The organism is Corynebacterium sp. UMB4614 (assembly GCF_030217065.1).
In the GTDB taxonomy this organism is placed as follows: Bacteria; Actinomycetota; Actinomycetes; order Mycobacteriales; family Mycobacteriaceae; genus Corynebacterium.
Map to the genome: position 1 here is coordinate 34,775 of NZ_JASONC010000005.1, position 21,803 is coordinate 56,577.

Annotated in this window: 21 protein-coding genes; 11 read left to right on the plus strand and 10 right to left on the minus strand. The window is 63.5% G+C overall.

Going from position 1 to position 21,803, the window contains the following annotated elements:
• Position 1 precedes the first annotated feature (1 nt).
• Positions 2-1,030, minus strand: a complete 1,029-nt coding sequence (locus QP413_RS03570; RefSeq protein WP_012359870.1) for a 4-hydroxy-3-methylbut-2-enyl diphosphate reductase — start codon at positions 1,028-1,030, stop codon at positions 2-4.
• Positions 1,031-1,185: 155 nt separating this feature from the next.
• Between QP413_RS03570 and xseA the strand changes: the two genes are divergently transcribed.
• Positions 1,186-2,478: an exodeoxyribonuclease VII large subunit gene (gene xseA, locus QP413_RS03575; protein WP_284780659.1), complete on the plus strand. Its 1,293-nt coding sequence runs from the start codon at positions 1,186-1,188 to the stop codon at positions 2,476-2,478.
• Positions 2,479-2,506: 28 nt separating this feature from the next.
• Complete coding sequence (locus QP413_RS03580) at positions 2,507-2,821, plus strand: exodeoxyribonuclease VII small subunit (RefSeq protein WP_012359868.1); 315 nt, start codon at positions 2,507-2,509, stop codon at positions 2,819-2,821.
• Positions 2,822-2,825: 4 nt separating this feature from the next.
• On the opposite strand, the gene QP413_RS03585 is transcribed toward QP413_RS03580, so the two are convergent.
• Complete coding sequence (locus QP413_RS03585) at positions 2,826-3,485, minus strand: DUF4245 domain-containing protein (RefSeq protein WP_187289733.1); 660 nt, start codon at positions 3,483-3,485, stop codon at positions 2,826-2,828.
• 225 nt (positions 3,486-3,710) lie between these two features.
• On the opposite strand from QP413_RS03585, the gene glpX reads away from it, so the two are divergent.
• The 4 genes from glpX (at position 3,711) to QP413_RS03605 (ending at position 8,846) form a co-directional block, all read left to right on the plus strand.
• On the plus strand, positions 3,711-4,739 hold the full coding sequence (gene glpX, locus QP413_RS03590; RefSeq protein WP_012359866.1) for a class II fructose-bisphosphatase: 1,029 nt from the start codon (positions 3,711-3,713) through the stop codon (positions 4,737-4,739).
• A gap of 166 nt (positions 4,740-4,905) precedes the next feature.
• A complete protein-coding gene (locus QP413_RS03595; RefSeq protein WP_012359865.1) occupies positions 4,906-6,309 on the plus strand; it encodes a class II fumarate hydratase in 1,404 nt (467 codons plus the stop codon).
• Between the two features lie 177 nt (positions 6,310-6,486).
• Complete coding sequence (locus QP413_RS03600; protein WP_284780662.1) at positions 6,487-7,209, plus strand: helix-turn-helix domain-containing protein; 723 nt, start codon at positions 6,487-6,489, stop codon at positions 7,207-7,209.
• A 77-nt stretch (positions 7,210-7,286) separates the two neighbouring features.
• The gene (locus QP413_RS03605; protein ID WP_284780663.1) at positions 7,287-8,846 is read left to right on the plus strand and encodes an MDR family MFS transporter; all 1,560 of its coding nucleotides are present in this window, start codon (positions 7,287-7,289) and stop codon (positions 8,844-8,846) included.
• A 57-nt stretch (positions 8,847-8,903) separates the two neighbouring features.
• Here the strand turns inward: QP413_RS03605 and QP413_RS03610 are convergent, their stop codons facing one another.
• Positions 8,904-9,518: a GNAT family N-acetyltransferase gene (locus tag QP413_RS03610; RefSeq protein WP_012359861.1), complete on the minus strand. Its 615-nt coding sequence runs from the start codon at positions 9,516-9,518 to the stop codon at positions 8,904-8,906.
• 15 nt (positions 9,519-9,533) lie between these two features.
• A complete protein-coding gene (locus QP413_RS03615) occupies positions 9,534-10,346 on the minus strand; it encodes a LysR family transcriptional regulator substrate-binding protein (RefSeq protein WP_284780664.1) in 813 nt (270 codons plus the stop codon).
• A gap of 226 nt (positions 10,347-10,572) precedes the next feature.
• On the opposite strand from QP413_RS03615, the gene QP413_RS03620 reads away from it, so the two are divergent.
• Entirely contained in the window at positions 10,573-10,899 is a 327-nt protein-coding gene (locus tag QP413_RS03620) for a DUF5997 family protein (RefSeq protein WP_187289744.1), read from the plus strand.
• A 462-nt stretch (positions 10,900-11,361) separates the two neighbouring features.
• Positions 11,362-12,531, plus strand: a complete 1,170-nt coding sequence (locus QP413_RS03625; protein WP_012359858.1) for an acyl-CoA dehydrogenase family protein — start codon at positions 11,362-11,364, stop codon at positions 12,529-12,531.
• 127 nt (positions 12,532-12,658) lie between these two features.
• Here the strand turns inward: QP413_RS03625 and QP413_RS03630 are convergent, their stop codons facing one another.
• Together QP413_RS03630 and glyA are read right to left on the minus strand one after the other, a co-directional pair.
• A complete protein-coding gene (locus tag QP413_RS03630) occupies positions 12,659-13,333 on the minus strand; it encodes an isochorismatase family protein (protein WP_284780666.1) in 675 nt (224 codons plus the stop codon).
• A gap of 2 nt (positions 13,334-13,335) precedes the next feature.
• Complete coding sequence (gene glyA / locus QP413_RS03635; RefSeq protein ID WP_284780667.1) at positions 13,336-14,637, minus strand: serine hydroxymethyltransferase; 1,302 nt, start codon at positions 14,635-14,637, stop codon at positions 13,336-13,338.
• Between the two features lie 175 nt (positions 14,638-14,812).
• Here glyA and coaA point away from each other — a divergent pair, with 175 nt between their 5' ends.
• Positions 14,813-15,760: a type I pantothenate kinase gene (gene coaA / locus QP413_RS03640; protein WP_012359855.1), complete on the plus strand. Its 948-nt coding sequence runs from the start codon at positions 14,813-14,815 to the stop codon at positions 15,758-15,760.
• A 72-nt stretch (positions 15,761-15,832) separates the two neighbouring features.
• Here the strand turns inward: coaA and QP413_RS03645 are convergent, their stop codons facing one another.
• The 3 genes from QP413_RS03645 to mca all read right to left on the minus strand — a co-directional run bounded on the left by QP413_RS03645 (position 15,833) and on the right by mca (position 18,194).
• Positions 15,833-16,621, minus strand: coding sequence for an isoprenyl transferase (locus QP413_RS03645; RefSeq protein ID WP_236251583.1), 789 nt, complete (start codon positions 16,619-16,621; stop codon positions 15,833-15,835).
• A gap of 45 nt (positions 16,622-16,666) precedes the next feature.
• Positions 16,667-17,146, minus strand: a complete 480-nt coding sequence (locus QP413_RS03650; RefSeq protein WP_284780670.1) for a hypothetical protein — start codon at positions 17,144-17,146, stop codon at positions 16,667-16,669.
• Positions 17,147-17,216: 70 nt separating this feature from the next.
• Positions 17,217-18,194 carry a mycothiol conjugate amidase Mca gene (gene mca, locus QP413_RS03655; protein WP_284780671.1) on the minus strand — a complete coding sequence of 326 codons (978 nt, stop codon included), beginning with the start codon at positions 18,192-18,194 and terminating at the stop codon, positions 17,217-17,219.
• A gap of 122 nt (positions 18,195-18,316) precedes the next feature.
• On the opposite strand from mca, the gene QP413_RS03660 reads away from it, so the two are divergent.
• Positions 18,317-18,793, plus strand: a complete 477-nt coding sequence (locus QP413_RS03660) for a DUF4307 domain-containing protein (RefSeq protein ID WP_284780673.1) — start codon at positions 18,317-18,319, stop codon at positions 18,791-18,793.
• Positions 18,794-19,020: 227 nt separating this feature from the next.
• Entirely contained in the window at positions 19,021-19,545 is a 525-nt protein-coding gene (gene greA / locus QP413_RS03665; protein ID WP_284780674.1) for a transcription elongation factor GreA, read from the plus strand.
• 112 nt (positions 19,546-19,657) lie between these two features.
• Here greA and QP413_RS03670 read toward each other — a convergent pair whose 3' ends face one another.
• The gene (locus tag QP413_RS03670) at positions 19,658-21,619 is read right to left on the minus strand and encodes a BCCT family transporter (protein ID WP_012359849.1); all 1,962 of its coding nucleotides are present in this window, start codon (positions 21,617-21,619) and stop codon (positions 19,658-19,660) included.
• Positions 21,620-21,803: the final 184 nt, after the last annotated feature.

Here is a 21,803-nt window from a genome sequence, read left to right on the forward strand (position 1 = left end):
CCTAAGCCTTCCGGCCGGCGGTGCGGGACGGGCGCAGCTCGCGTGGCAGGGAGAAGATCAAGTCCTCCGTGGCGGTGGTGACCTCTTCGACGTCGGCGTAGCCCCGCTCGGCGAGCAGCTCGAGCACACCGCGGACGAGGATCTCAGGCACGGAGGCGCCCGAGGTCACTCCGACGTTCTCAACGCCCTCGAACCACTCCGGCTTGACCTGCTCGGCGTAGTCGACGAGGTGGGCATCCTTCGCCCCGTTCTGCAGTGCGACCTCGACGAGGCGCACCGAGTTGGAAGAGTTCTGGGAACCGACGACGATCATCAGGTCAACCTTCGGAGCAATGGCCTTCACCGCGACCTGGCGGTTCTGCGTGGCGTAGCAGATGTCGTCGGACGGCGGATCCTGGATGTGCGGGAACTTTTCCCGCAGCATCTTCACAGTGCGCATCGTCTCGTCGACGGAGAGGGTGGTCTGAGACAGCCAGACGAGCTTCTCGTCATCCGCGAACTCCAGCTTGTCGACATCCTCCTGGTCCTCGACAAGGTGGACGACGTCCGGCGCCTCGCCTGCGGTGCCTTCGACCTCCTCGTGACCGTGGTGGCCGATGAGGATGATCTGGTAGCCCTGCTTCGCGAAGCGAGTGACCTCGTGGTGCACCTTGGTGACCAGCGGGCAGGTCGCGTCGAAGGTCTTCAGCTCCAGCTGGCGGGCCTGGTCGCGGACGGCCGGGGACACGCCGTGGGCGGAGAAGACGACGTTGGATCCGCGGGGCACCTCGTCGGCTTCATCGACGAAGATCACGCCGCGTTCCTCGAAGGTCTTGACGACGTGCTTGTTGTGCACGATCTCCTTGCGGACATAAAGCGGCTCGCCATGCTTTTCGAGCGCCTTTTCTACGGTCTCAACGGCACGATCCACGCCGGCGCAGTAGCCGCGCGGTGCGGCGAGGTAAACCTTCTTCTTCCCCGCGGTGTCCGCTGGGGTGGCCGCAGAGGTGTCGTCGTTTGGTCGGGTGTCGGTAGTACCAGGCAGAGTCATGCTCCCCACCTTAGCCCAGCTGCCAAATCATGGGCTTTTCCGCGGTTCCGCCGCGGCCGTTGGGGCGGACGTCGAACCGTGTTCGCCGGTAAGCAAGCGCGCATTGTCTGCGAGGCCTCCCTGGCTTGTCTGCAGCGATCTCTACAATGACTCGCATGAACGCGAACTCACCGGAGCAGCCGTGGCCCGTATCCATGGTCAACCAGAAGATCAAGGGGTGGATCGAACGCCTTGGCTTCTTGTGGGTGGAGGGCCAGATCACGCAGGTCAACATGAAGCCGACGTGGAAGCTGTCCTACATCACCCTGCGTGATGTGGAAAAGGACCTCTCCATTCCACTGACCATGAACACCCGCACTCTGCAGAACCTGCCGACCCCGTTGCGTGATGGCGACCGAGTGGTGGTCTACGGCAAACCCGCCTTCTACGCGGGCCGGGGTTCCTTCTCCCTATGGGTGACCCAAGTGCGACAGGTTGGTGTAGGCGAGCTGCTGGCACGCATTGAGCAGTTGAAGCGGGCGCTGAGCGCCGAGGGGCTCTTCGACCCTCGTTTGAAGTCCGCTCCCCCGTTTCTGCCGAAGAAGATCGGGCTGGTGACCGGGCGGGGTTCTGCCGCGGAACGCGACGTGCTGAGTGTCGCCCAGCAGCGGTGGCCAGCCGTGCGCTTCGAAGTGATTAATACCGCGGTGCAGGGCCCGAATACCGTGCCCGAGGTGGTCGCCGCGCTGCAGCGGCTCGAAGCTGACGAGGACGTGGACGTCATCATCGTCGCTCGCGGCGGTGGCTCGGTGGAAGACCTGCTGCCGTTTTCCGAGGAAGCGCTCGTCCGCGCGGTGGCACGGATGCGTACTCCCGTGGTCTCGGCAATTGGGCACGAGCCGGATAATCCAGTGCTTGATCTGGTTGCCGATGTGCGCGCCGCAACACCGACCGATGCGGCGAAGAAGGTGGTTCCGGATGTGCTCGGCGAGCAGCAGGCTATCGCGGAACTGCGCCAACGGGCCGTTGGTGCCCTCCGCAGTTGGGTGCGTTCGGAGCGACGGCAGCTTGAGGGGGTCCGTTCCCGACCAGTGCTGGCTGACCCATTGCTCCCCTTACGCAGGCAGCGGGAGATCATCGAAGAGGCGGTGGGCCGAAAAGACCGCGCGCTGGGCTTACTCGTTCGCGACATGCGCTCCCGCATCAGCTCGCTGCGCGCCCAGGTCAACGCCTTGGGGCCCTCCCAGACTCTAGCCCGTGGCTATTCGATCATGCAGGTCATCCCCCGAGATGGGTCGGGACCTGCCGTGGTCACCACGGTGGCGGATGTCAGCCCTGGCTCGCAGCTGCGCATCCGGGTGGCGGATGGTTCCGTGACCGCAGCCGCCATGGCGGTCGAGCGAGCCCCCGGCGCGGAGGCTTCCGATACGGCGCGGGATAATGCGGCGACGAAGACCGACGAAGAATAGTTTTTAAAGATCAGTACAAGGAGCACCCATGAGTGAACAGCAGAAGTTTCGCCCAATCGAGGAACTGAACTATGAGCAGGCCCGCGACGAGCTGGTAGAGGTCGTTCGCATCCTCGAGCTTGGCCAGATGAGCCTCGACGAATCGCTGAATTACTGGGAGCGGGGCGAGGAGCTAGCAGCGTACTGCGAGAAGTATCTCGATGGAGCAAGCACGCGCATCGAAAAAGCCCTGGCCGCGCGGGAAAACGCAGGCCAGGGCGGTTCGCCGCAGGGCAATGCGAGCCAGGGCTCTTCAGCACAGGACGGGGCCGGGGCCCAAGCCGGTACTCCGAGCAGCTCTTAGCCTCTTACCGTGCGTCGCTGGATGCTCCGCCGGCAACTCCGGAGTCTGACGCACCATCGCTTGCGGGAGCTCCCCCGGTGGTCTGAGATTCAGCTGCCACCTCCATCGGCTCGGTCTTCGCCGTGATCTCAGCGGCGGTGGCCATGTCCTCGTGGCTGGCCATCCCCTCCAGAATCAAGCGCGTCTCGCCGGCGTCGGCGACCCAAATTGGGCGGGCGTCCTCCCCCTTGTAGACGTGCCAGGTCAGCCCGCCGGCTTCCTCGGTCCCCGCGGCCTCGCGGAAGTGCTGATCCGGCTGGGTTGCCGCCTTAAAGTCCGCAGATGTCTGGCGCAGCGAGATGTATCGCTCTCCGTCGATCACCCAACCCACCAGCGGCGCCGGCTCGGCCCCAACCTGGGATCGGCGAGCGGAGTTCGGCACCCACCCCTCTGGCATCTTGGGTTCCCGCAGCGGGAAACTCATACCCCGAGCCTCCAAGGTCAGGAAGGAATGGGCGTCCACCTCACGAACCGGGCCAGACTTATCCGGCCCGCCTGGGTTGAAAGAACACAGGCCGGTAAAACCCACCGTGAAGAACGTCACGAGGAGGAGGACACCCAGGGTCAGCAGGATGTCCTTCGTGGACTGAAATAGACGGGGCTTTTCGATACGCACGCCGGTCATTATCCCAAAAGCAGGGGGAATTGGTAATTCCCCACCCTCACGAGCAATCAAGGGTGCGACCCCAGTTAGGGCAGTCCCCACGTCGCTGCCGACCTCTGTGTGTGGAGAGATATAAAATGAGTGCCGTACAGGGCTGCACTCTGCCGAAACGAGAAAACCGTGGTGGAGTCGATCAGCACGCTCAGCCCGCACGATTCAATCGAGTGAAAGAGTTGGTTTAACACCATGTCCGCCGATAATTCCAGCGCCACCCCGCAGTCGACCAAGCAGGCCCCAGATCGCAACCTCGCCATGGAGCTCGTGCGCGTGACGGAGGCTGCTGCTCTCGCATCCGGAAAGTGGGTCGGTCGCGGCCAGAAGGAGTCCGGCGACGGCGCCGCTGTGGACGCGATGCGCATGATGATCAACTCCGTCGCGATGGACGGCGTCGTCGTCATCGGTGAGGGTGAGAAGGACGAAGCGCCGATGCTGTTCAACGGCGAGTCCGTCGGCACGGGCAAGGGTCCAGCGGTGGACATCGCCGTCGACCCGGTGGACGGCACCACCCTGATGGCAGAGGGCCGCCCGAACGCGATCTCCGTTATCGCGGCTGCCGAGCGCGGCAGCATGTACGACCCATCCGCCGTGTTCTACATGAAGAAGATCGCCGTCGGCCCGGAGGCTAAGGGCCTGATCGAGCTGGACGCACCGGCATCCCACAACATCCAGGTCGTCGCAAAGGCCAAGGGCATCGCCCCTGAGGAGGTCACCGTCGTGGTTCTGGACCGCCCACGCCACCACGACCTGATCCGCGAGATCCGCGAGGCCGGCGCGAAGGTCCGACTGATCGGTGACGGCGATGTCGCCGGCGCGGTCGCCGCTGCCCAGGACTACTCCACCAACTCCGTGGACATCATGATGGGTATCGGTGGCACCCCGGAGGGTGTCATCACCGCCGCCGCGATGAAGTGCATGGGTGGCGAGATCCTGGGGCAGCTGTGGCCAAAGGACGACGCCGAGCGCGAGAAGGCCATCGACGCCGGCCACGACCTGTCCAAGATCCTCACCACCGACGACCTGGTGAACTCCGAGCACTGCTACTTCGTCGCCACCGGCGTGACCGACGGTGACATGCTGCGCGGCGTGTCTTACCGCAACCGCTCCGCGGTGACCCGTTCCCTGGTCATGCGCTCGAAGTCCGGCACGATCCGCTTCCTGGAGTCCCAGCACCAGCTGGGCAAGCTGCAGGAGTACTCGGTGCTCGACTATATCTAAAGCGAACGCCAAGCGCTCCCCACTCGCATGAAAACCGCCGCGCAACCCGCTTGCCGCAAAGCTCGGTAGAATGTTCTGTGGCATGGGGAGCGCCTGGAGCTCCCCGCCCCAGCTGGGGCGCGCGATAATCCGAACTATTAATTCTTCAGAAAAGAAGGTAGCGATTATGACCGATCAAGAGTTCCGCATCGAACACGACACGATGGGCGAGGTTAAGGTCCCGGCGAAGGCCCTGTGGCGCGCCCAGACCCAGCGCGCAGTGGAGAACTTCCCAATCTCCGGCCGCCCGCTGGAGAGCGCACAGATCCGCGCGATGGGCCTGCTGAAGGCAGCCTGCGCCAAGGTCAACATCGAGCGTGGCCTGCTCCCGGAGGAGAAGGGCCAGGCCATCGTCGACGCCGCCCTGCGTATCGCCGATAACGAGTTCGACGCCGAGTTCCCGATCGACGTCTTCCAGACCGGCTCCGGTACCTCCTCGAACATGAACACCAACGAGGTCATCGCATCCCTGGCTAAGCAGGCGGGCGTCGAGGTCCACCCGAACGACGACGTCAACATGGGCCAGTCCTCCAACGACACCTTCCCGACCGCCACCCACGTCGCCACCACCGAGGCTGCCGTCAAGGACCTCATTCCGGCCCTGGAGAAGCTTGAGGCTTCCCTCCTGAACAAGGCCAAGGAGTACAAGAACGTCGTGAAGTCCGGCCGCACCCACCTGATGGACGCGGTTCCGGTCACCTTGGGCCAGGAGTTTGGCGGTTACGCCCGCCAGATCGAGCTCGGCATCGAGCGCGTGAAGGCTACCCTGCCGCGTGTCGGCGAGCTGCCGATCGGCGGCACCGCAACCGGCACCGGCCTGAACACCCCGGCTGACTTCGGCGCGAAGGTCACCGAGGAGCTCAAGAACCTCACCGGCCTAGACGTCCTGAAGGAGGCCGAGGATCACTTCGAGGCTCAGGCCAACCGCGACGGTCTGGTCGAGATGTCCGGCGCGCTGCGCAGCGTCGCCGTCTCCTTCTACAAGATCGCCAACGACATCCGCCTGATGGGCTCCGGCCCACTGACCGGCCTGGGTGAGCTGCACCTGCCGGACCTGCAGCCGGGCTCCTCCATCATGCCGGGCAAGGTCAACCCGGTTCTGTGTGAGACTGCAACCCAGGTCTCCGCGCAGGTCATCGGCAACGACGCCGCGATCGCTTTCGGTGGCACCCAGGGTCAGTTCGAGCTGAATGTCTTCATCCCGATGATGGCCCGCAACGTGCTCGAGTCCATCAAGCTGCTGGCGAACACCGCAACCGTCTTCGCTGAGCGCCTCGTCGATGGTCTTGAGGCCAACGAGGAGCACATGAAGCTGGAGGCTGAGAAGTCCCCATCCATCGTGACCCCGCTGAACTCCGCGATCGGTTACGAGAACGCAGCTAAGGTCGCGAAGACCGCGCTGGCTGAGGGTAAGACCATCCGCCAGACCGTCATCGACCTGGGCTTCGTCCCGGAGAAGCTCTCTGAGGAGGAGCTCGACAAGCGCCTCGACGTGCTGGCTATGGCCAACACCGACCGCGATCGCTTCTAAAGAGCATTCCGCCGCGATGAACTGGCATTAGAGCAGTTCACGCGCCGCGTCGCCGGCCGGGCTACGGATCACCGTGGCCCGGCCGGTTTTCTTGTGCGCAATGTACGGCCGAAGTATCGGCCATCTCACACATTTTTGCATTGCATGCAATAGTGCACCGAGTGTAATCTTTTTTAGGTGACACAGCACCGAGATTCCGAATATTCGCCCGACCACAGCGGTCCGCCGACTGGTCGGCGTGAGCGAAACCGACTCCAAACCACCCTCGCCATTGAGGATGTAGCTACCCGCCTCTTTCTCGAGCACGGCGTGGATGCGGTGACCGTGGAGCAGATTTGCGAAGGCGCGGGCATTAGCCGCCGGAGCTTTTTCAATTACTTCGAGTCCAAGGATCAGCTGCTGAGCGGCCCTTCAGCCAGCGTCAACACCCCGGCCCTACTCGCAGAGATCACCGAATTGCCTGCCGAAGAGGGGCTTCCCTTCCCGGCGCGGGTGGTGGAGCTGGTCGGCCGGGCGCATATCGAGGTCAGGGAACGGCGCCACGCCCGTTCGATCGATCCAGCGCTCTCCCGAGAGATCACCCGGCGCCGTGCTGTACTGCTACGCACCTCCCCCGAGCTGCTCTACGCCCGCCATCACTCGCTCGATTTGGCTAAAGAGAGGCTCCAAAAGGCCATTATTGCCAATCTGACCGAGCACCCCGCCAATCGATGCTTGCGGGATCTAGCACTCGAGCAGGAAGCGCTTCTGCTGGTCAACATGGTGACCTCCACAGTGTGGTCCGCGCTGGCCCTGGCACATAGTTCTGGTAGCGGCATCGCCGATGCCGAGGTTTTCGATGCCGCTACCCACGCTCTCGGCACGCTCCATGCTGGTTTCGACCGGCTGAGCTTTGAGTAGCAAGCCTGAAGGCGGGGACGTGGCGTCCTCAACTGGAAAACATTTCGACAATCACCCCCAACAGTAAGAAAAAGTTCATGACAGAATCTGATCCTGCCTCCACGACGGAGGACTACCGCAAGCAAAATAACGTCCCGCTGGTCTTCGCCTCGCTGATGATCGGCATGCTCATGTCCTCGCTGGGACAGATGATCTTCGCCACCGCGCTGCCGACGCTGGTCGGCGAGCTGGGCGGGGCGGACAAGATGAGCTGGGTCATCACCGCATTTTTGGTGACGATGACCATTGGCATGCCGATCTACGGCAAGCTCGGCGATCAGCTCGGGCGCAAGCCGCTGTATCTGTTCGCGATTGCGGTTTTCCTGCTCGGCTCGATTATCGGCGCGAATGCGCAGTCCATGGGCATGATGATCCTCGCCCGCGCGGTGCAGGGCGTGGGCGGCGGCGGCCTGATGGTTCTCTCGCAGGCGATCATCGCCGACGTAGTCCCGGCTCGCGAGCGTGGCAAGTACATGGGGCTCATGGGCGCAGTCTTTGGCCTATCGAGTGTGCTCGGCCCGCTGCTGGGTGGATTCTTTACCGACGGCCCAGGCTGGCGGTGGGCGCTGTGGTTCAACGTGCCGCTGGCGGTCATCGCCTTCACTCTTTCGGCGTTCGCGCTGAAGCTGCCGCGGCGCGGAGAGCGTGCACCTTTCGACTGGTTCGGCTCCCTGCTGTTGGCTGCTGCAACGAGCACGTTGATCCTGGCGTTGACGTGGGGCGGCCGGGATTACGGCTGGACCGACCCGGTCATCTTGGGGCTGCTGGGTACCACCATCGTGGCCACCGCATTGTTCCTGGTGGTTGAACCACGGGTGTCGAACCCGGTGCTGCCGACGAATCTCTTTGGGGTGCGCAACTTCGCGCTGACCACGATCTCCAGCATCATCGTTGGTGTGGCGATGTTCGGCGCCATGGCTTATCTGCCGACGTATATCCAGATGATTCATGGCCTGTCCCCCACTGCTGCGGGCCTCATGATGATCCCGATGATGGCCGGGATGCTCATCTCCTCGACGACGTCGGGCCGCTACATCTCCAGCACAGGCAAGTACAAGTACTTCCCCATTGTGGGGCTGGGGATCGCGACGGTCGCGTTGGTGATGGTGGGACGGCTGACCCCGGATTCCTCCATGAAGTACCTCGGGCTATGCCTCGCGGTGTTTGGTGTGGGGTTGGGCTTGACGGTGCCGATCTTGACGCTGGTGGTGCAGAACACCTTCCCCATCAAGATTGTTGGTACCGCGACGGCGGCGAATAACTTCTTCCGTCAGATCGGCGGTTCGGTGGGTGCCGCGGTGGTGGGCAGTTTGTTCAGCCACCGGGCCGGTGAGTTTATGTCGCAGCGGCTGCCGAAGGCGCTGGCTGCGATGGGGCCTGAGGCGGCGCCGTACGCGGAGAAGTTCGCCCACGGCGGTCAGCACAGTTTGACGCCACATGCGGTGCACGAGCTGCCGACTCCGGTGCGGGATGCTGTGGTGGGCGCGTATAACGATGCGCTGGTGCCGGTGTTGGGATGGTTGGCGCCGGCGATGCTGGTGGCGGGGTTAGTGCTGGTCTTTATTCGGCCCCAGCGCCTCAGCGAGACGCTATCCTAGCGAAGCGGCTCAGCTGGGCGCGACATCAAACCCAGCGCCTCAGCTGGGGCGGGGGAATTATTCGCCGTTGCGGGCGGGCCCTTCTTCGAGGACGAGTTCGTAGACCTGGTTATCGCGCCAGACGTCCTTCTTGGGCCCGTAGCTCATCTTCGCCATGGAGTGGAACGTCCCGACGAGCTCAAAGCCACGGGAGACGTGCAGGCGCACGGAGCCTTCGTTCTCCGGGAAGATGTGGGAGTGGATGGACCAGCGACCTGCCTTGGTGGCCTCGGCGATGAGGGTGTCGAGGAGCTTGCCGCCTACGCCGCGCCCCTTGGCGTCGCTGGACATGTAGATCGAGTCTTCGATCACGCCGTGGAAGACTTCGCGCTGGCTCGCTGGGGATGCTGCGATCCAGCCGAGGATCTTGCCGGTGGTTTCGTCCTCGGCGATGAAGGTCAGCTCCAGTAGGCGGGCTGCCCGGAAGTCTTCCCATTCGGGGGCTTCAGCCTCGAAGGTGGCCTCGCCGGTATTCATTCCTTCTTGCAAGATGGCGCGCACTTCCGGGTAGTCTTCTTCACGGAGGTTGCGGATGATGACGCTATCTTCTGCGCGCTTCGGGCTTTCGACGTCCTGGATCTTCTGCTCGGATCCGCCCGTCGTCTCTGGAGTGTTCTTACCCACGGTCGTCATGGCACAGATTCTGCCTTAGTGCCGGCGACCTTTCCAACTTTTCTTTCCGCTTTTCTTGCGCGCACCTGCGGGTCCGCGGGATCGTCGTGAGGCGCTTGTCGACGACGTCGCGTTTCTTTGCGCTCGACCAGCGCGTTTCTGTTCCGCGCCGCTGAGTTCCCCTCGGCTGCTTCCGGCCTTTCGGCCGCGGCAGATGCCGACGAATTCCTGTATTTCCTCGGCGTCCCGTTCTTTCAGCCATACGACGGCGACGACGGTTGTGCCGGGCAGCTCCGGCACGGGTGCGGTGCCCTCCGCCTCGCTGCTCCCCGCCGCGCTATCGGCTGAGCCTGCTTCCGGATCTTCGCCTCGTGGGGTCGGGAGCAGGAGCTCGCGGTTGACCACTCCCCTGACTCTTAGGGCCCGTAGGAGGGGGCGGGGCGCGACGGCGATGCCGACGTTGGCTGCGACAACTCCCAGCATCTCGCGGAGTTGAGGCAGATCGTCGATGCCGTCGGCGGGCGTGGTGTACATGAACATCTCGTCGGAGAGTTCGGCCCACTTGACTCGGTCAAGCACCTCGATCGGGTGTTCCTTGGGGGCGGCCACACCCATTTGTTCCTCGTAGAGGGTCACGGCGTGGAATTTTTCCTTCGGCACACCACCCTGGCCGAGGCGGGCGATCGCAACGTCTGCTTCTCCATTGGTGATGTATGCCAGCGGGGCGTCCGTAGCGGCGCCAGCACTGCGCCAACCGGGGACGCGGTCGTCGAAGCGAGCGAACCACTTGTCCGGGTTGATGCCGGGACTAAAGACGACGCGGAGGTATCGCGGGGCGAGCTGTGCCATGGAAACATCCTATCGCGAGGCTCCACGGGTACTTAAGGAACTTAAGGAGCGGGCTGTCGCGAGGCGGGGTTAGCGAGTACTTGGCTCTAGGATGGGTGGCGGAAAAGTTGAGCATGCGGGCGCTGCGTCTGGCGGCGCGCGGACGAGAGAATCATCGGCTCGGCACAGAATGTCTGAACGTTCAGGAGAAGCAATGACAGATAAGAAGGTCTCCAAGGGGCCAAAGATGAAGCCAATGACGGCGGCGAAGAAGTTGGGGATCTATCTCCCGGCCGCCCCGGAGGACTTCCAGAACACCCCGCTGGCTCACGAGGAGTTCGTCGAGCTGCAGCAGAACCCGCCAGAATGGCTGCAGCAGCTGCGCCTCGAGGGTCCCCACCCACGCCCGGAAGTGGCACGGAAGCTGGGCATTACGATCACTGCGCTGCGCAAGAATGAGCTGGATAAGCCGCTGACCACCGCTGAGATCAAGGAGCTGCTGGAGAATCAGCCAGAGTGGCTGCGAGAGGCTCGGAAGTCGCTGGCGGAAAATCGCCCAGGCGGTAAGAACTAGCTCGTCCCCGCTGGGGGCATGAAGATTTGAGAGAGACCTCAGGCGGGGCTTAAGCATCACAGTGCTTAAGCCCCGCCTGAGTTTTTGGTACCCGTGCGACGACACCGGGTGTACCCCATTGACCGCCGTGGGTGACTAGGCCACGGCAGCTTTTCAACCCATCGCTTTCCTTCGCGCCGTGACAAGTTGCCCGGCAAGGCGAGAAGAGGGTCCTTCCCGAGCGGCGCGGCGGAAAACGACTATCCACTACTGGCGCACCTCGTGAGATGATCCCCCGTGGGCGCTGACTTGAGGTTAGCATTACCTAAGTTCGTACACAAGGGTTTAAAAAATATTTCTTCATAAATAGGTGACTGAGGCCACAAAGCGTTACTATGAACATAAGCATTAAGAGTTCTGGGTCACAGTGCGAACTGTGCCGGCTCTTTCACCGAACATCCCCCGACTTCCGGAGAGGACAACATGAAGAACTACCTTCCGCGCACCCTGTTCAACGAAGAGCACGAGATGTTCCGCGAGGCCGTCCGTGGCTTCGTGGAGACCGAAATCCGCCCGAACGTGGAGCGCTGGCACGACCAGGGCTACGTCGACCGCGAGATGTTCAAGAAGGCCGGCGACATGGGCCTGCTGGGCATGGAGGTCGACGAGCAGTGGGGCGGCGGCGGAATGAATGACTACCGCTTCAACGCCGTGCTGACCGAGGAGCTTGCCAAGGCAGACTCCGGCTCCATCATCGTGGGCATCCAGACCATCAACGACCTGGTCATCCCATACCTGCAGCGCTTCGCCAACGACGAGCAGAAGGAGCGCTTCCTCAAGCCGCTGTGCTCCGGTGAGAAGATCGCCGCGATCGCCATGACCGAGCCGGAGGCCGGCGCCGACCTGGCTGGCATCCGCACCCTGGCCCGCGACAACGGCGACGGCTCCTTCACCGTCAATGGTGCGAAGACCTTCATCTCCAACGGTGTTCAGGCAGACTTCACCATCATCGTCGCCATCACCGATCCGGAGAAGGGCCGCGCCGGCATCTCCCTGCTCATCGTCGAGGACGGCATGGAGGGCTACACCAAGACCGGCCCGCTGAAGAAGGTCGGCCTGAAGTCCCAGGACACCGCCGAGCTCTCCTTCGAGAACGTCCAGGTCCCGGCCGAGAACCTGCTGGGCGAGCGCGGCGCTGGCTTTGGCTACCTGCGCCACAACCTGGCTCAGGAGCGCCTGTCCATCGCCGTGGGCTCTGTCGCGACCTCCCGTCGCGCCTTCGACCTGGTGTACCAGCACTCCCAGGACCGCAAGACCTTCGGCAACCGTCTGGTCGACCACCAGGCCTACCGCTGGGAGCTGGCCAAGATGGTCCAGGGCCTGCAGGCTGCACAGTCCTTCGTCGATGCCTGCATCGAGGCCAAGGTCAAGGGCGAGCTGGACGAGACCACCGCTGCGATGGCGAAATACCACACCACCGAGCTGCAGATCGAGGTCGTGAACCAGGCACTGCAGATGCACGGCGGCTACGGCTTCATGATGGAGTACCCGATCGCTACCCACTACCTGGACTCTCGCGTCCAGCCAATCTACGGTGGCCCGAACGAGATCATGCTGGAGATCATCTCCCGCAAGCTGGCTAAGGGCGAGTAAGCCACTCCCCCTGTTTCTCACCCGGTGGGCGCAGCTTGAGCGCCCCGCCCGCGCCCGGTGAGCAACACAACAAAGAACCCGATGGTGGAAACCATCGGGTTCTTTCGGCTTTGAGTCACGACTGCGACTACTTCACCTCGATACCGGCCTCACGCAGTTCGGCGAGGGTCGCTTCCTCCCCCGCTGCTGACACCGGCGCGCACAGACGCGGGATCACATTGACGTCGAAGCCCTCGGCCTTCGCATCCAGCGCGGTGGCGCGCACGCAGAAGTCGGTCGCGATACCAACCACGGTCACCTGACCAATGCGGCGGGAACGCAGCCATTCCGCGAGGACTACCTTCGGACGGGCCTCTTCGGCAGCAGCGCTCTTCGCTTCCGCGACCGCAAGAGAGTCCGCGAGGTGGCCTTCAAAGCCCGAGTAGGCGGGCTCGTACTCACCCTTATGGAACCACGCCTCGACCTGATCGGTCGCAAGCGCCGGGTGCGACTGTGCGCCGGTGGTTCCGGCAACGCAGTGCACCGGCCAGGTGTCCTGGTAGTCCGGCTCCGTACCCTCCGGGGCGAAATGCCCGGCTGGGTCGATGTGCCAATCCTTCGTCCCCACGATGACGTCATAACGGTGCAGGCCGGCGATGTGCTTGCTGATCGCTTCGGCGGCCTGCGCGCCACGTTCGGTAGCCAGGCTGCCGTCGACGAAGTCATTCTGCACGTCAACGATGATCAGCGCGTGCCCCGCCCCAGAGGGCTGGGATGCGGCTCCGGCCCCACCGCCCTGCGGATTCACAGCGGACTGAGCCATTCTTAGACCAGCTTCCAGTCCTCGAGGCCCTCGTACAGCGGGAAGTCCTCGGCAACCTTGGAAACACGAGCACGCAGCGCGTCGACGTCGGCGTTCTTACCCTGTGCCAGCGCGGTACCGATGACGTCCGCGACCTCGGTGAAGGCAGCGGTGTCCAGGCCGCGGGAAGCCAGGGCCGGGGTACCGATGCGCAGGCCGGAGGTGACCATCGGCGGGCGTGGGTCGAAAGGAACGGCGTTTCGGTTGACGGTGATGCCAACCTCGTGCAGCAGATCCTCAGCCTGCTGGCCATCCAGCTCGGAGTGACGCAGATCAGCCAGCACCAGGTGGACGTCGGTGCCGCCGGTGAGCACCTCGACGCCAGCACCCTTGGTGTCAGCAGCGGACAGGCGCTCAGCCAGGATCTTCGCGCCCTCGAGGGTGCGGGCCTGGCGGTCACGGAACTCCTCGGTCTGGGCCACCTTCATGGCAACGGCCTTCGCAGCAACGGCGTGCATCAGCGGGCCGCCCTGCTGGCCTGGGAAGACTGCGGAGTTGAGCTTCTTCGCCCACTCCTGCTTCGCCAGGATCAGGCCGGAACGCGGGCCGCCGAGGGTCTTGTGGACGGTGGTGGACACGACGTCAGCGTGCGGGACCGGGGACGGGTGCAGACCAGCAGCGACCAGACCTGCGAAGTGGGCCATATCGACCCACAGCTTCGCGCCGACCTCGTCCGCGATGGAGCGGAAGGCAGCGAAGTCCTGGTGGCGCGGGTAGGCGGACCAACCGGCGATGATGACGGTCGGCTTCTCCTTGAGGGCCTGCTCGCGGACCTTATCCATGTCGATGCGCATGGTCTCCGGGTCCACCTCGTAGGCGATGGCCTCGTAGAGCTTGCCGGAGAAATTCAGGTGCATGCCGTGGGTCAGGTGACCACCGTGAGCCAGGGACAGGCCCAGGATCTTATCCCGTGGGCTCGCCAGCGCCATAAGGACGGCGGCGTTAGCCTGCGCACCAGCGTGCGGCTGCACGTTGGCGAACTCTGCGCCGAAGACCTGCTTCGCGCGGTCGCGGGCCAGGTCCTCGATGACGTCGACGTGCTCGCAGCCGCCGTAGTAACGGCGTCCCGGGTAACCCTCGGCGTACTTGTTGGTCAGGACGGAGCCCTGCGCCTGCAGCACTGCACGCGGCACAAAGTTCTCACTCGCGATCATTTCGAGAGTGTTGCGCTGGCGGGCCAGCTCACCGTCGATCGCGCGGGCGACATCCGGGTCGAGTTCGGCCAGCGGCACGTTGTGCTGGATGGTCTGTGGAGAATCGGACATAAGTTTCCGTCGGCCTTCCTTCAAAAAGGTGTATACCGCCAAGAATGCAGACCGATTCTTGGGGGTAGAAGGTGTTGTTGCGTTGCGCCCCACATCTTAGCGTCTGCCCCGGACGCAGGTCACAGCACACCTAGCACATTTGGGTTATCTCCCCCCACACAGGCACAATGAGGCCATGAATCGTACGCCCCAGCGCGCCTCCGCGGACGCGACTGAATCGCCCTTTATCGAACTCAAAAGGAGCCAGTGGCGCGAACTCCGCAAGTCCATGCCGCAGGTCTTGAGCGAATCGGAGCTCGACCAGCTGCGCGGCATCGGCGACGAGATTGACTTGGACGAGGTCAGCGAGGTCTACCTGCCGCTGTCCCGCCTCATTAACCTGCGGGTCGAGGCCCAGCGCAGCCTGAATCAGGCCACCGAGACCTTCATCGGCGAACCGATGCCTCCCACGCCGTACATCATCGGTGTGTCCGGCTCCGTGGCCGTCGGGAAGTCCACCACCGCGCGTGTGCTCCAGGTGCTGCTGCAGCGTTGGGACTCCAGCCCCCGGGTGGACCTGATCACCACGGACGGGTTCCTCTTCCCCACCGCCGAGCTGGAACGCCGTCGTCTGCTGCACCGCAAGGGCTTTCCCGAGTCTTATGATCAGCAAGCGCTGCTGAATTTTGTGACCAAGGTGAAATCAGGCGCCCGCAACGTCAAGGCACCGGTCTACTCGCACGAGGCCTACGACCGAATTGCCGGTGAGTTCGAGGTCGTTGACCAGCCGGACATCCTCATCGTCGAGGGCCTCAACGTGCTGCAGACCGGCCCCACCCTCATGGTCAGCGATCTCTTCGACTTCTCCGTGTACGTCGACGCCCGGGTTGAAGACATTGAGGACTGGTACATCTCCCGATTCCTGCGTCTGAAAAACACCGCCTTCAAGGACCCGGAAGCGCACTTCCACCACCTCGCGGGATTGAGCGACGAACAGGCCGCCCAGGTCGCCCGGGAGATCTGGCAGACAGTGAACCTGCCCAACCTCATGGAGAACATCTTGCCGACCCGGATCCGCGCCAGCCTGGTGATGCGCAAGGGTGCAGATCACCTCGTCGACCGGGTGCGGATGCGCAAGATTTAGCCCCGCCCTCCCACAGCTGACGCTGCCACCAGGCCGCCCATGGCGGCTCAGAGCAACCAGTACAGCACTGGCCTAAAGCCCGAAGCGGCGGTGACGCTGGGAGTATTCCCGCAGCGCTCGGAGGAAGTCTACCCGCCGGAACGCCGGCCAGTAGGTGTCCGTAAACCAAATCTCGGAGTAGGCCGACTGCCACAGCAGAAAGCCAGAGAGCCGCTGCTCCCCCGAGGTCCGAATCACCAGATCCGGGTCTGGCTGCCCCTTGGTGTACATGTGATTGCCCAGGGAATCGACGGTAATTTTCTCGGCGATCTTTTCCGCCGGCGTGCCGTCCGCAGCGAGTTCCGCGACGGTGTCTCGCACCGCGTCGACGATCTCCTGCCGTCCGCCGTAGCCGACCGCGACGTTGACGCACACGCCCGTGTTATTGGCGGTGAGCTTCTCGTTGCGTTCCAGTCGCTCCCGCAGCTGCTGTGGCAGCAGCTCGAGGTGCCCCACGGAGTGCACTCGGAAGCCAGCTTTCGCCTGCCCAAGCTCGTCGGCGACGTCCCCAATGATTTTGATCAGCAGCTCGAGTTCCTCCGGCTCACGCTTGAGGTTCTCGGTGCTGAGCAGGTACACGGTCACCGAAGCGATGCCCATCTCGTCGCACCAATTGCACATCTCGGCGATTTTACGAGCGCCCACGCGGTGCCCATGAGAGACGTCGGTGAAGCCGTTCTCCCTGGCCCAGCGTCGGTTGCCGTCGGCCATGATGGCGATGTGGGCCGGGCGCGGCAGATCCCGCAGAGAGCGAGCCAGCCGCGCCTCGTAGGCGGGATAGAGCAGGCTGGCGAGCCTCTTCAGTGGCTCGGTTCGCCCGATCGCTGCCGCAAGCTTTGGTAGACGCACGATAATTAACCCTCTCGCTTAGCGTGCAGGATTCTCGTCTTCGTCTTCTTCCTCGGCCTTCGCACGCTCCACGTCGATCGCGTCGGGCCCGGTGAGCTGCGTTCCAATCCCGGAGGCCGGCTCGAAACGAGCATCGGTCTGCGGCACCTCGGTGCGGGCGAACATCGCTCCGCCCTTCGCGTACTCCTCGTAGCCGCTCTCCTCCATGGCCTTGTTGAGCCGCTCCTCATCGAACACGTCGATGCCGTGCTGCTCGGCGAAGGCGCGGCGGCGTTCCAAACGGCGCAGCCTGCGATTCATGCCGAATCCGATGACGATGACCACGAAGAGCAGCCCCAGGATGACGAACAGCCCGACCGGCGAGGCCTTGCCGAATTCCTCGCCGCGCGGGCCCGTATTGGGGGTTGGGCCCTGGGCGATAACAGTGGTCGTGTACGCCGCCCCTGTGGTCACCAGATCCGCTGCTGGCAGAGCAGGGGTCGAAAGAGCTGCGAACATGTCATCCATTCCCTTCGGCGGCGGTCAAGCCGTGTGTGAGTACTGGGCTAAAAATTCTCTAGCGGAAATCCTACTGCTCGGGGCGCACCGGCACCTCTGGCGGCTGGCTCTGGCTGAGCTCATCGGCGCTGCCCACCGGCGGCAAGCCCGCGGTGAGTTCTCTCTCTGGCAGTGTAGTGGCCACCCGGGTCTTCGCTAATTCGAACTCCTCCGTGGGCCACGTCTCGCGCTGCACGTCCACATCCACGCCGAAGAACGGCCCGTCCGGATCGATCTGGGTGGCATGTGCGGTCAGCGCGGCATCGCGACGTTCGAACCAATCCGCGGCGTTCACGCGGGTGGTTACACGGGGATAGACGTCCTGCTTCGCGCGCCAGAAGGCCAGCTGGGTCATCGTGCGCTGGTACTCGCGCAGGGTCATCTCACCGTTAGCCTGCCGCTGTGCCACCGCCTCGGCGAGCATGTTGAAACGGGTCACCACGAATCCGTGTGTGTAATACAACTTCAGCGGCGCCCAAGCCTCGCCCAGATCGGGTCGATACTCGGGGTCTCCGGCCAGCTCCCAGGCGCGCATAGACACCGCATGGACCATCAGGTGATCCGGGTGCGGGTAGCCACCGTTTTCGTCATAGGTAATGATCACGTGCGGCTGGAATTCGCGGATCTGCGCAACCACGTCGCCGGCCACCTCGTCGACGTCCTGCAGCGCAAAGCAGCCTTCTGGGAGATCCTCCCGCTTTCCAGATTCCGGCAGGCCGGAATCAACATAGCCCAGCCAGCGGTGCTCCACCCCCAAGATCTCCGCGGCGCGGGCCATTTCTTCCCTTCGCACAGCCGCTAGGTTCTCGTGCACCTCGGGGCGGTCCATCCTGGGGTTGAGGATGCTGCCCTCTTCGCCGCCCGTGCAGGTCAGCACGCGGACACGGTGGCCTTCGTCAATATAGCGAGCCATCGTCGCCGCGCCCTTGCTGGATTCATCATCCGGATGGGCGTGAATCGCCAGCACGCGGTAGCCACCCTGGGCACCGCTCGTCGTCGAATCAGTCATACTTCCATATTGTTCCACGCCCGATGAAGAGAAGTCACACGGCACCTCCCCACCGCAGCAACGGGTCGGCTGGGGAGAGAAAATCTGCTTTTACGGGCGCATTGCCTAGAATGTAAACCACCATGACCTCTGATGCTTCCCCTTCGGTTTCCAACTCCCGCCCGGGTAATACGCACATGCCCGCGGACGATGCCTTGAAGGCCCGCTACGGCGCTGAGCGCAACCGCCCCTTTGCCGGCAAGGTGCTGGTCATTGCGTTGGTTGTTCTCATCGCTGGGGCGATGGCCTATGCGGTCAACCAGTTCATGAATGCGTCCTCTGCGGACGTCACCGCAGTCGAGTCCGGCGGTTCCGTGGTGTCCGACAACCGGCTGAACATGCGCGTCGACGTCACCCGGGAAGATCCATCCAAGCCGGCTTATTGCGTCGTCACCGCGATGGACTACGACAAGAACGAGGTCGGCCGCCGCGAGTTCTACATCCCGGCCGGTGGGCCAGAAACGTCCCGACACTCGGTGGATATCAACACCCGCGTGCAGGGCTACGCCGGGAAGATCTACGGCTGTTCTTCGATCATCCCCTCCCACCTGAAGCAGTAGCCCACCAAAAAGCGGGCCACCAACGACGCGTCCACTGAAGTTTTCGTGTCTATTCGGTGCTAGAATACGCCCGGACAAGCGAGAACCGGCAGGCGTCGGCGAAACCGTGGGACATTTCCTGCAAAGCTATCGCCGCCCACGGCACTACCGCCGGGGACGGTGCGTGGACCGTGATTGCCCGGATCAGCTGAAAATTACTGAAATAATTTCCAAGGAGGATGGCGCAGATGGCAGACAATCAGACCACCTGGCTCACCCAAGAATCCTACGACCGACTCAACGCGGAGCTGTTCGCCCTGAAGGAGAACCGCCCGGTCCTGGCCGCCGAAATCAATGAGCGCCGCGAAGAGGGTGACCTCAAGGAGAACGGCGGCTACCACGCCGCCCGCGAGCAGCAGGGCCAGGAAGAGGCCCGCATCGCCTACCTCGAGGAGCTGCTTGAGAACGCCACCATCGGTGAGGCTCCACAGGAGTCCGGCGTCGCCCTGGTCGGCACCGTCGTGCACGTCTACTACGACGACGATGAGGAAGACAAGGAGACCTTCCTGATCGGTACCCGTGGCCTGGAGTCCTCCAACCCGGAGCTGGAGACTTACTCCACCGATGCCCCACTGGGCGCAGCACTGGTCGGCGCGAAGGTCGGCGAGACCCGTGAGTACGAGACCCCGACCGGCGACACGGTCCGGGTGACCCTCGTGGAGGCAGAGCCGTATAACCCGGATCTGGACATCCCGCGCGCAATGCAGAAGTAGTTCTGGCGCGGCACTGCCCCACTCTGGCAACGCGAAAACCCTCGGCCCGTTAAATTCCAGGGCCGAGGGTTTCTTTGTGCCTAGTTGTCACGGACAGAGTCTGCTGGCGGTGTTAACGCTCCGGGTGCTCCGGCGAGCGCTCATCAGCAGCGGGTGACGCGGTGTCTATGGACTCCGCCGGCGCATCCGCTGCGCTATCTTCCTGGTCCGCCCACCGCTTGGTTTCGTGGTCGTAGGCGATCTCTTCGCCCTCCTCATCCACGCGCTGGTACCAGTCGGTGACGTTCTCAGAGGAGGAGTCGAAGTGGGCGCCCGCTCCCCTGCCCTCCGGCGCAGAAGCGACGCTGAGTTCGAAGTCATCGCCGTGCTCTTCCAGGCCACGAACCACCGCATTTTCCACCGCGGTGCTGGCGTAGTCTTTACGGATCGCTGCAGGGTCGGTGCGGAGATCCTTGAGGAAGGCCACGGTCATCACCAGCAGGACAATCGAGAACGGCAGCGCAATAAGGATCGTGAGGTTCTGCAGCGCGGTCAGCGCGGTTTCCCCGCCGGCCAGCAGCATCACCGTGGCAATCCCCATCATGCATGCACCCCAGAACACGACGACCAGCTTGTTCGGCGCAGGGTTGCCCTGGGAGGACATGGTTCCCATCACCACAGACGCCGAGTCCGCGGAGGTGACGAAGAAGATCGTGAGCACCGTGATCAGCAGGAACGGGGTGATCGCGTTCAGGGGCAACTGGTCGAAGAGCGCGAAGAGGACCTGCTCGGAATTCGCGGAGCCGTCGAACATCTCGCGGCCCTCCCGGCTGAAGGTGATGGAGGCACCACCAAAGATGCTGAAGGCCAGGACCAGGATGGCGGTCGGGCCGGCGATCGTTGCGAGCGCGAATTCACGGATGGTGCGGCCACGGGAAATCCGGGCGATGAACATGCCAACGAACGGGGTCCAGGCGATCCACCAAGCCCAGTAGAATGCCGTCCACGCGCCCTGGAACTCAAGGGTCTCCTGGCCCCAGGACAGGGACTTGCCCATCATCGGCAGCAGCTGATCGATATAGGTCGCAACTCCGGATGGCACCAGGTTCAGCAGAAAGAGGCTCGGACCAAAGAGAAATACGAAGGCCACGAGCAGCAGCGTCAGCGCGATGTTGATATTCGACAGGTAGCGGATGCCCCGCGCTACGCCGGAGACCGCGCTGATGATGAAAGCAACTCCGAGCACACCGATGATGGCGATCACCGCATTATTGGCCAATGGGCCTGCCCCGGAAATGATCTCCACACCCTGGGCGATCTGTAAGGCAGATAGCCCGAGTGTGGCGGCGGTGCCGAAGAGGGTGGCGACGATCGCCATCATGTCGATCACCCTGCCCGCGATCCCCTCATTCGGCTGAGTACCCAGCAGTGGCCGGAACACGGAGCTCAGCAGCGAGGGGCGCCCGCGGCGATAGGTAGAATAGGCCAGTGCGCCGCCCACCAGCGCATAGAGACCCCAGATGGATAGTCCCCAGTGGAAGTGGGACTGGGCCAACGCCTGGTGCAGGGCCGCCGGGGTTTCCGCGGCTACGGTCTCCGGCGGCGGCGAGAGGTAGTAGGCCAGGGGCTCGGAGGGACCGAAGAAGAACACGCCCACGCCAATGCCGGCGCCAAACATCATCGCGATCCAGGAGTATCGGGAGAACTCCGGCTCCTCATCGTCCCGGCCCAGTGGGATCTGGCCATAACGGGAGAACGCCAGGTAGAGCATGACGATGATCCCCATACTCATGACGAGGTTGAGCAGCCACGCGGCATTGTTCATAGCCCAGTCGTACGCGGCGGCCGACGCAGTGGACACCGACTCTGGGGAGGCGATTCCCCAGGCGATAAACGCCACGATGAGGGTGGCGGTGACGAAGAAGACGATGCGGTCCAGCGCGAAGCTCTTGTTCTGGTCTTCGACGCTCAAGCCCGGGACCAACCCGGGGTGCAGGTCGTGCGGATACAAGCCGACTTGGGAACTTCTTCCGGCCTTGAGCAGCTCTGCCGCGGGTTGGGCCTTAGTGGGACGGGGGTTTTCGCCGAGACTCATCGGCGCTCCTTGCTAGCTGGGTCGGCACTTCTGCGCCCAGCTGTTTTACAGTCTGTTGACCTGATCACGCTACCAAGATCTACAGACACGCGGGGGCGGCGCGGGAAAGTGCCCCTCCCCGGGGCATGAAAAAGCCCCTGGGGTTGATCCCCAAGGGCAGAGTTTTTCGATGGGCCAGCCCGCG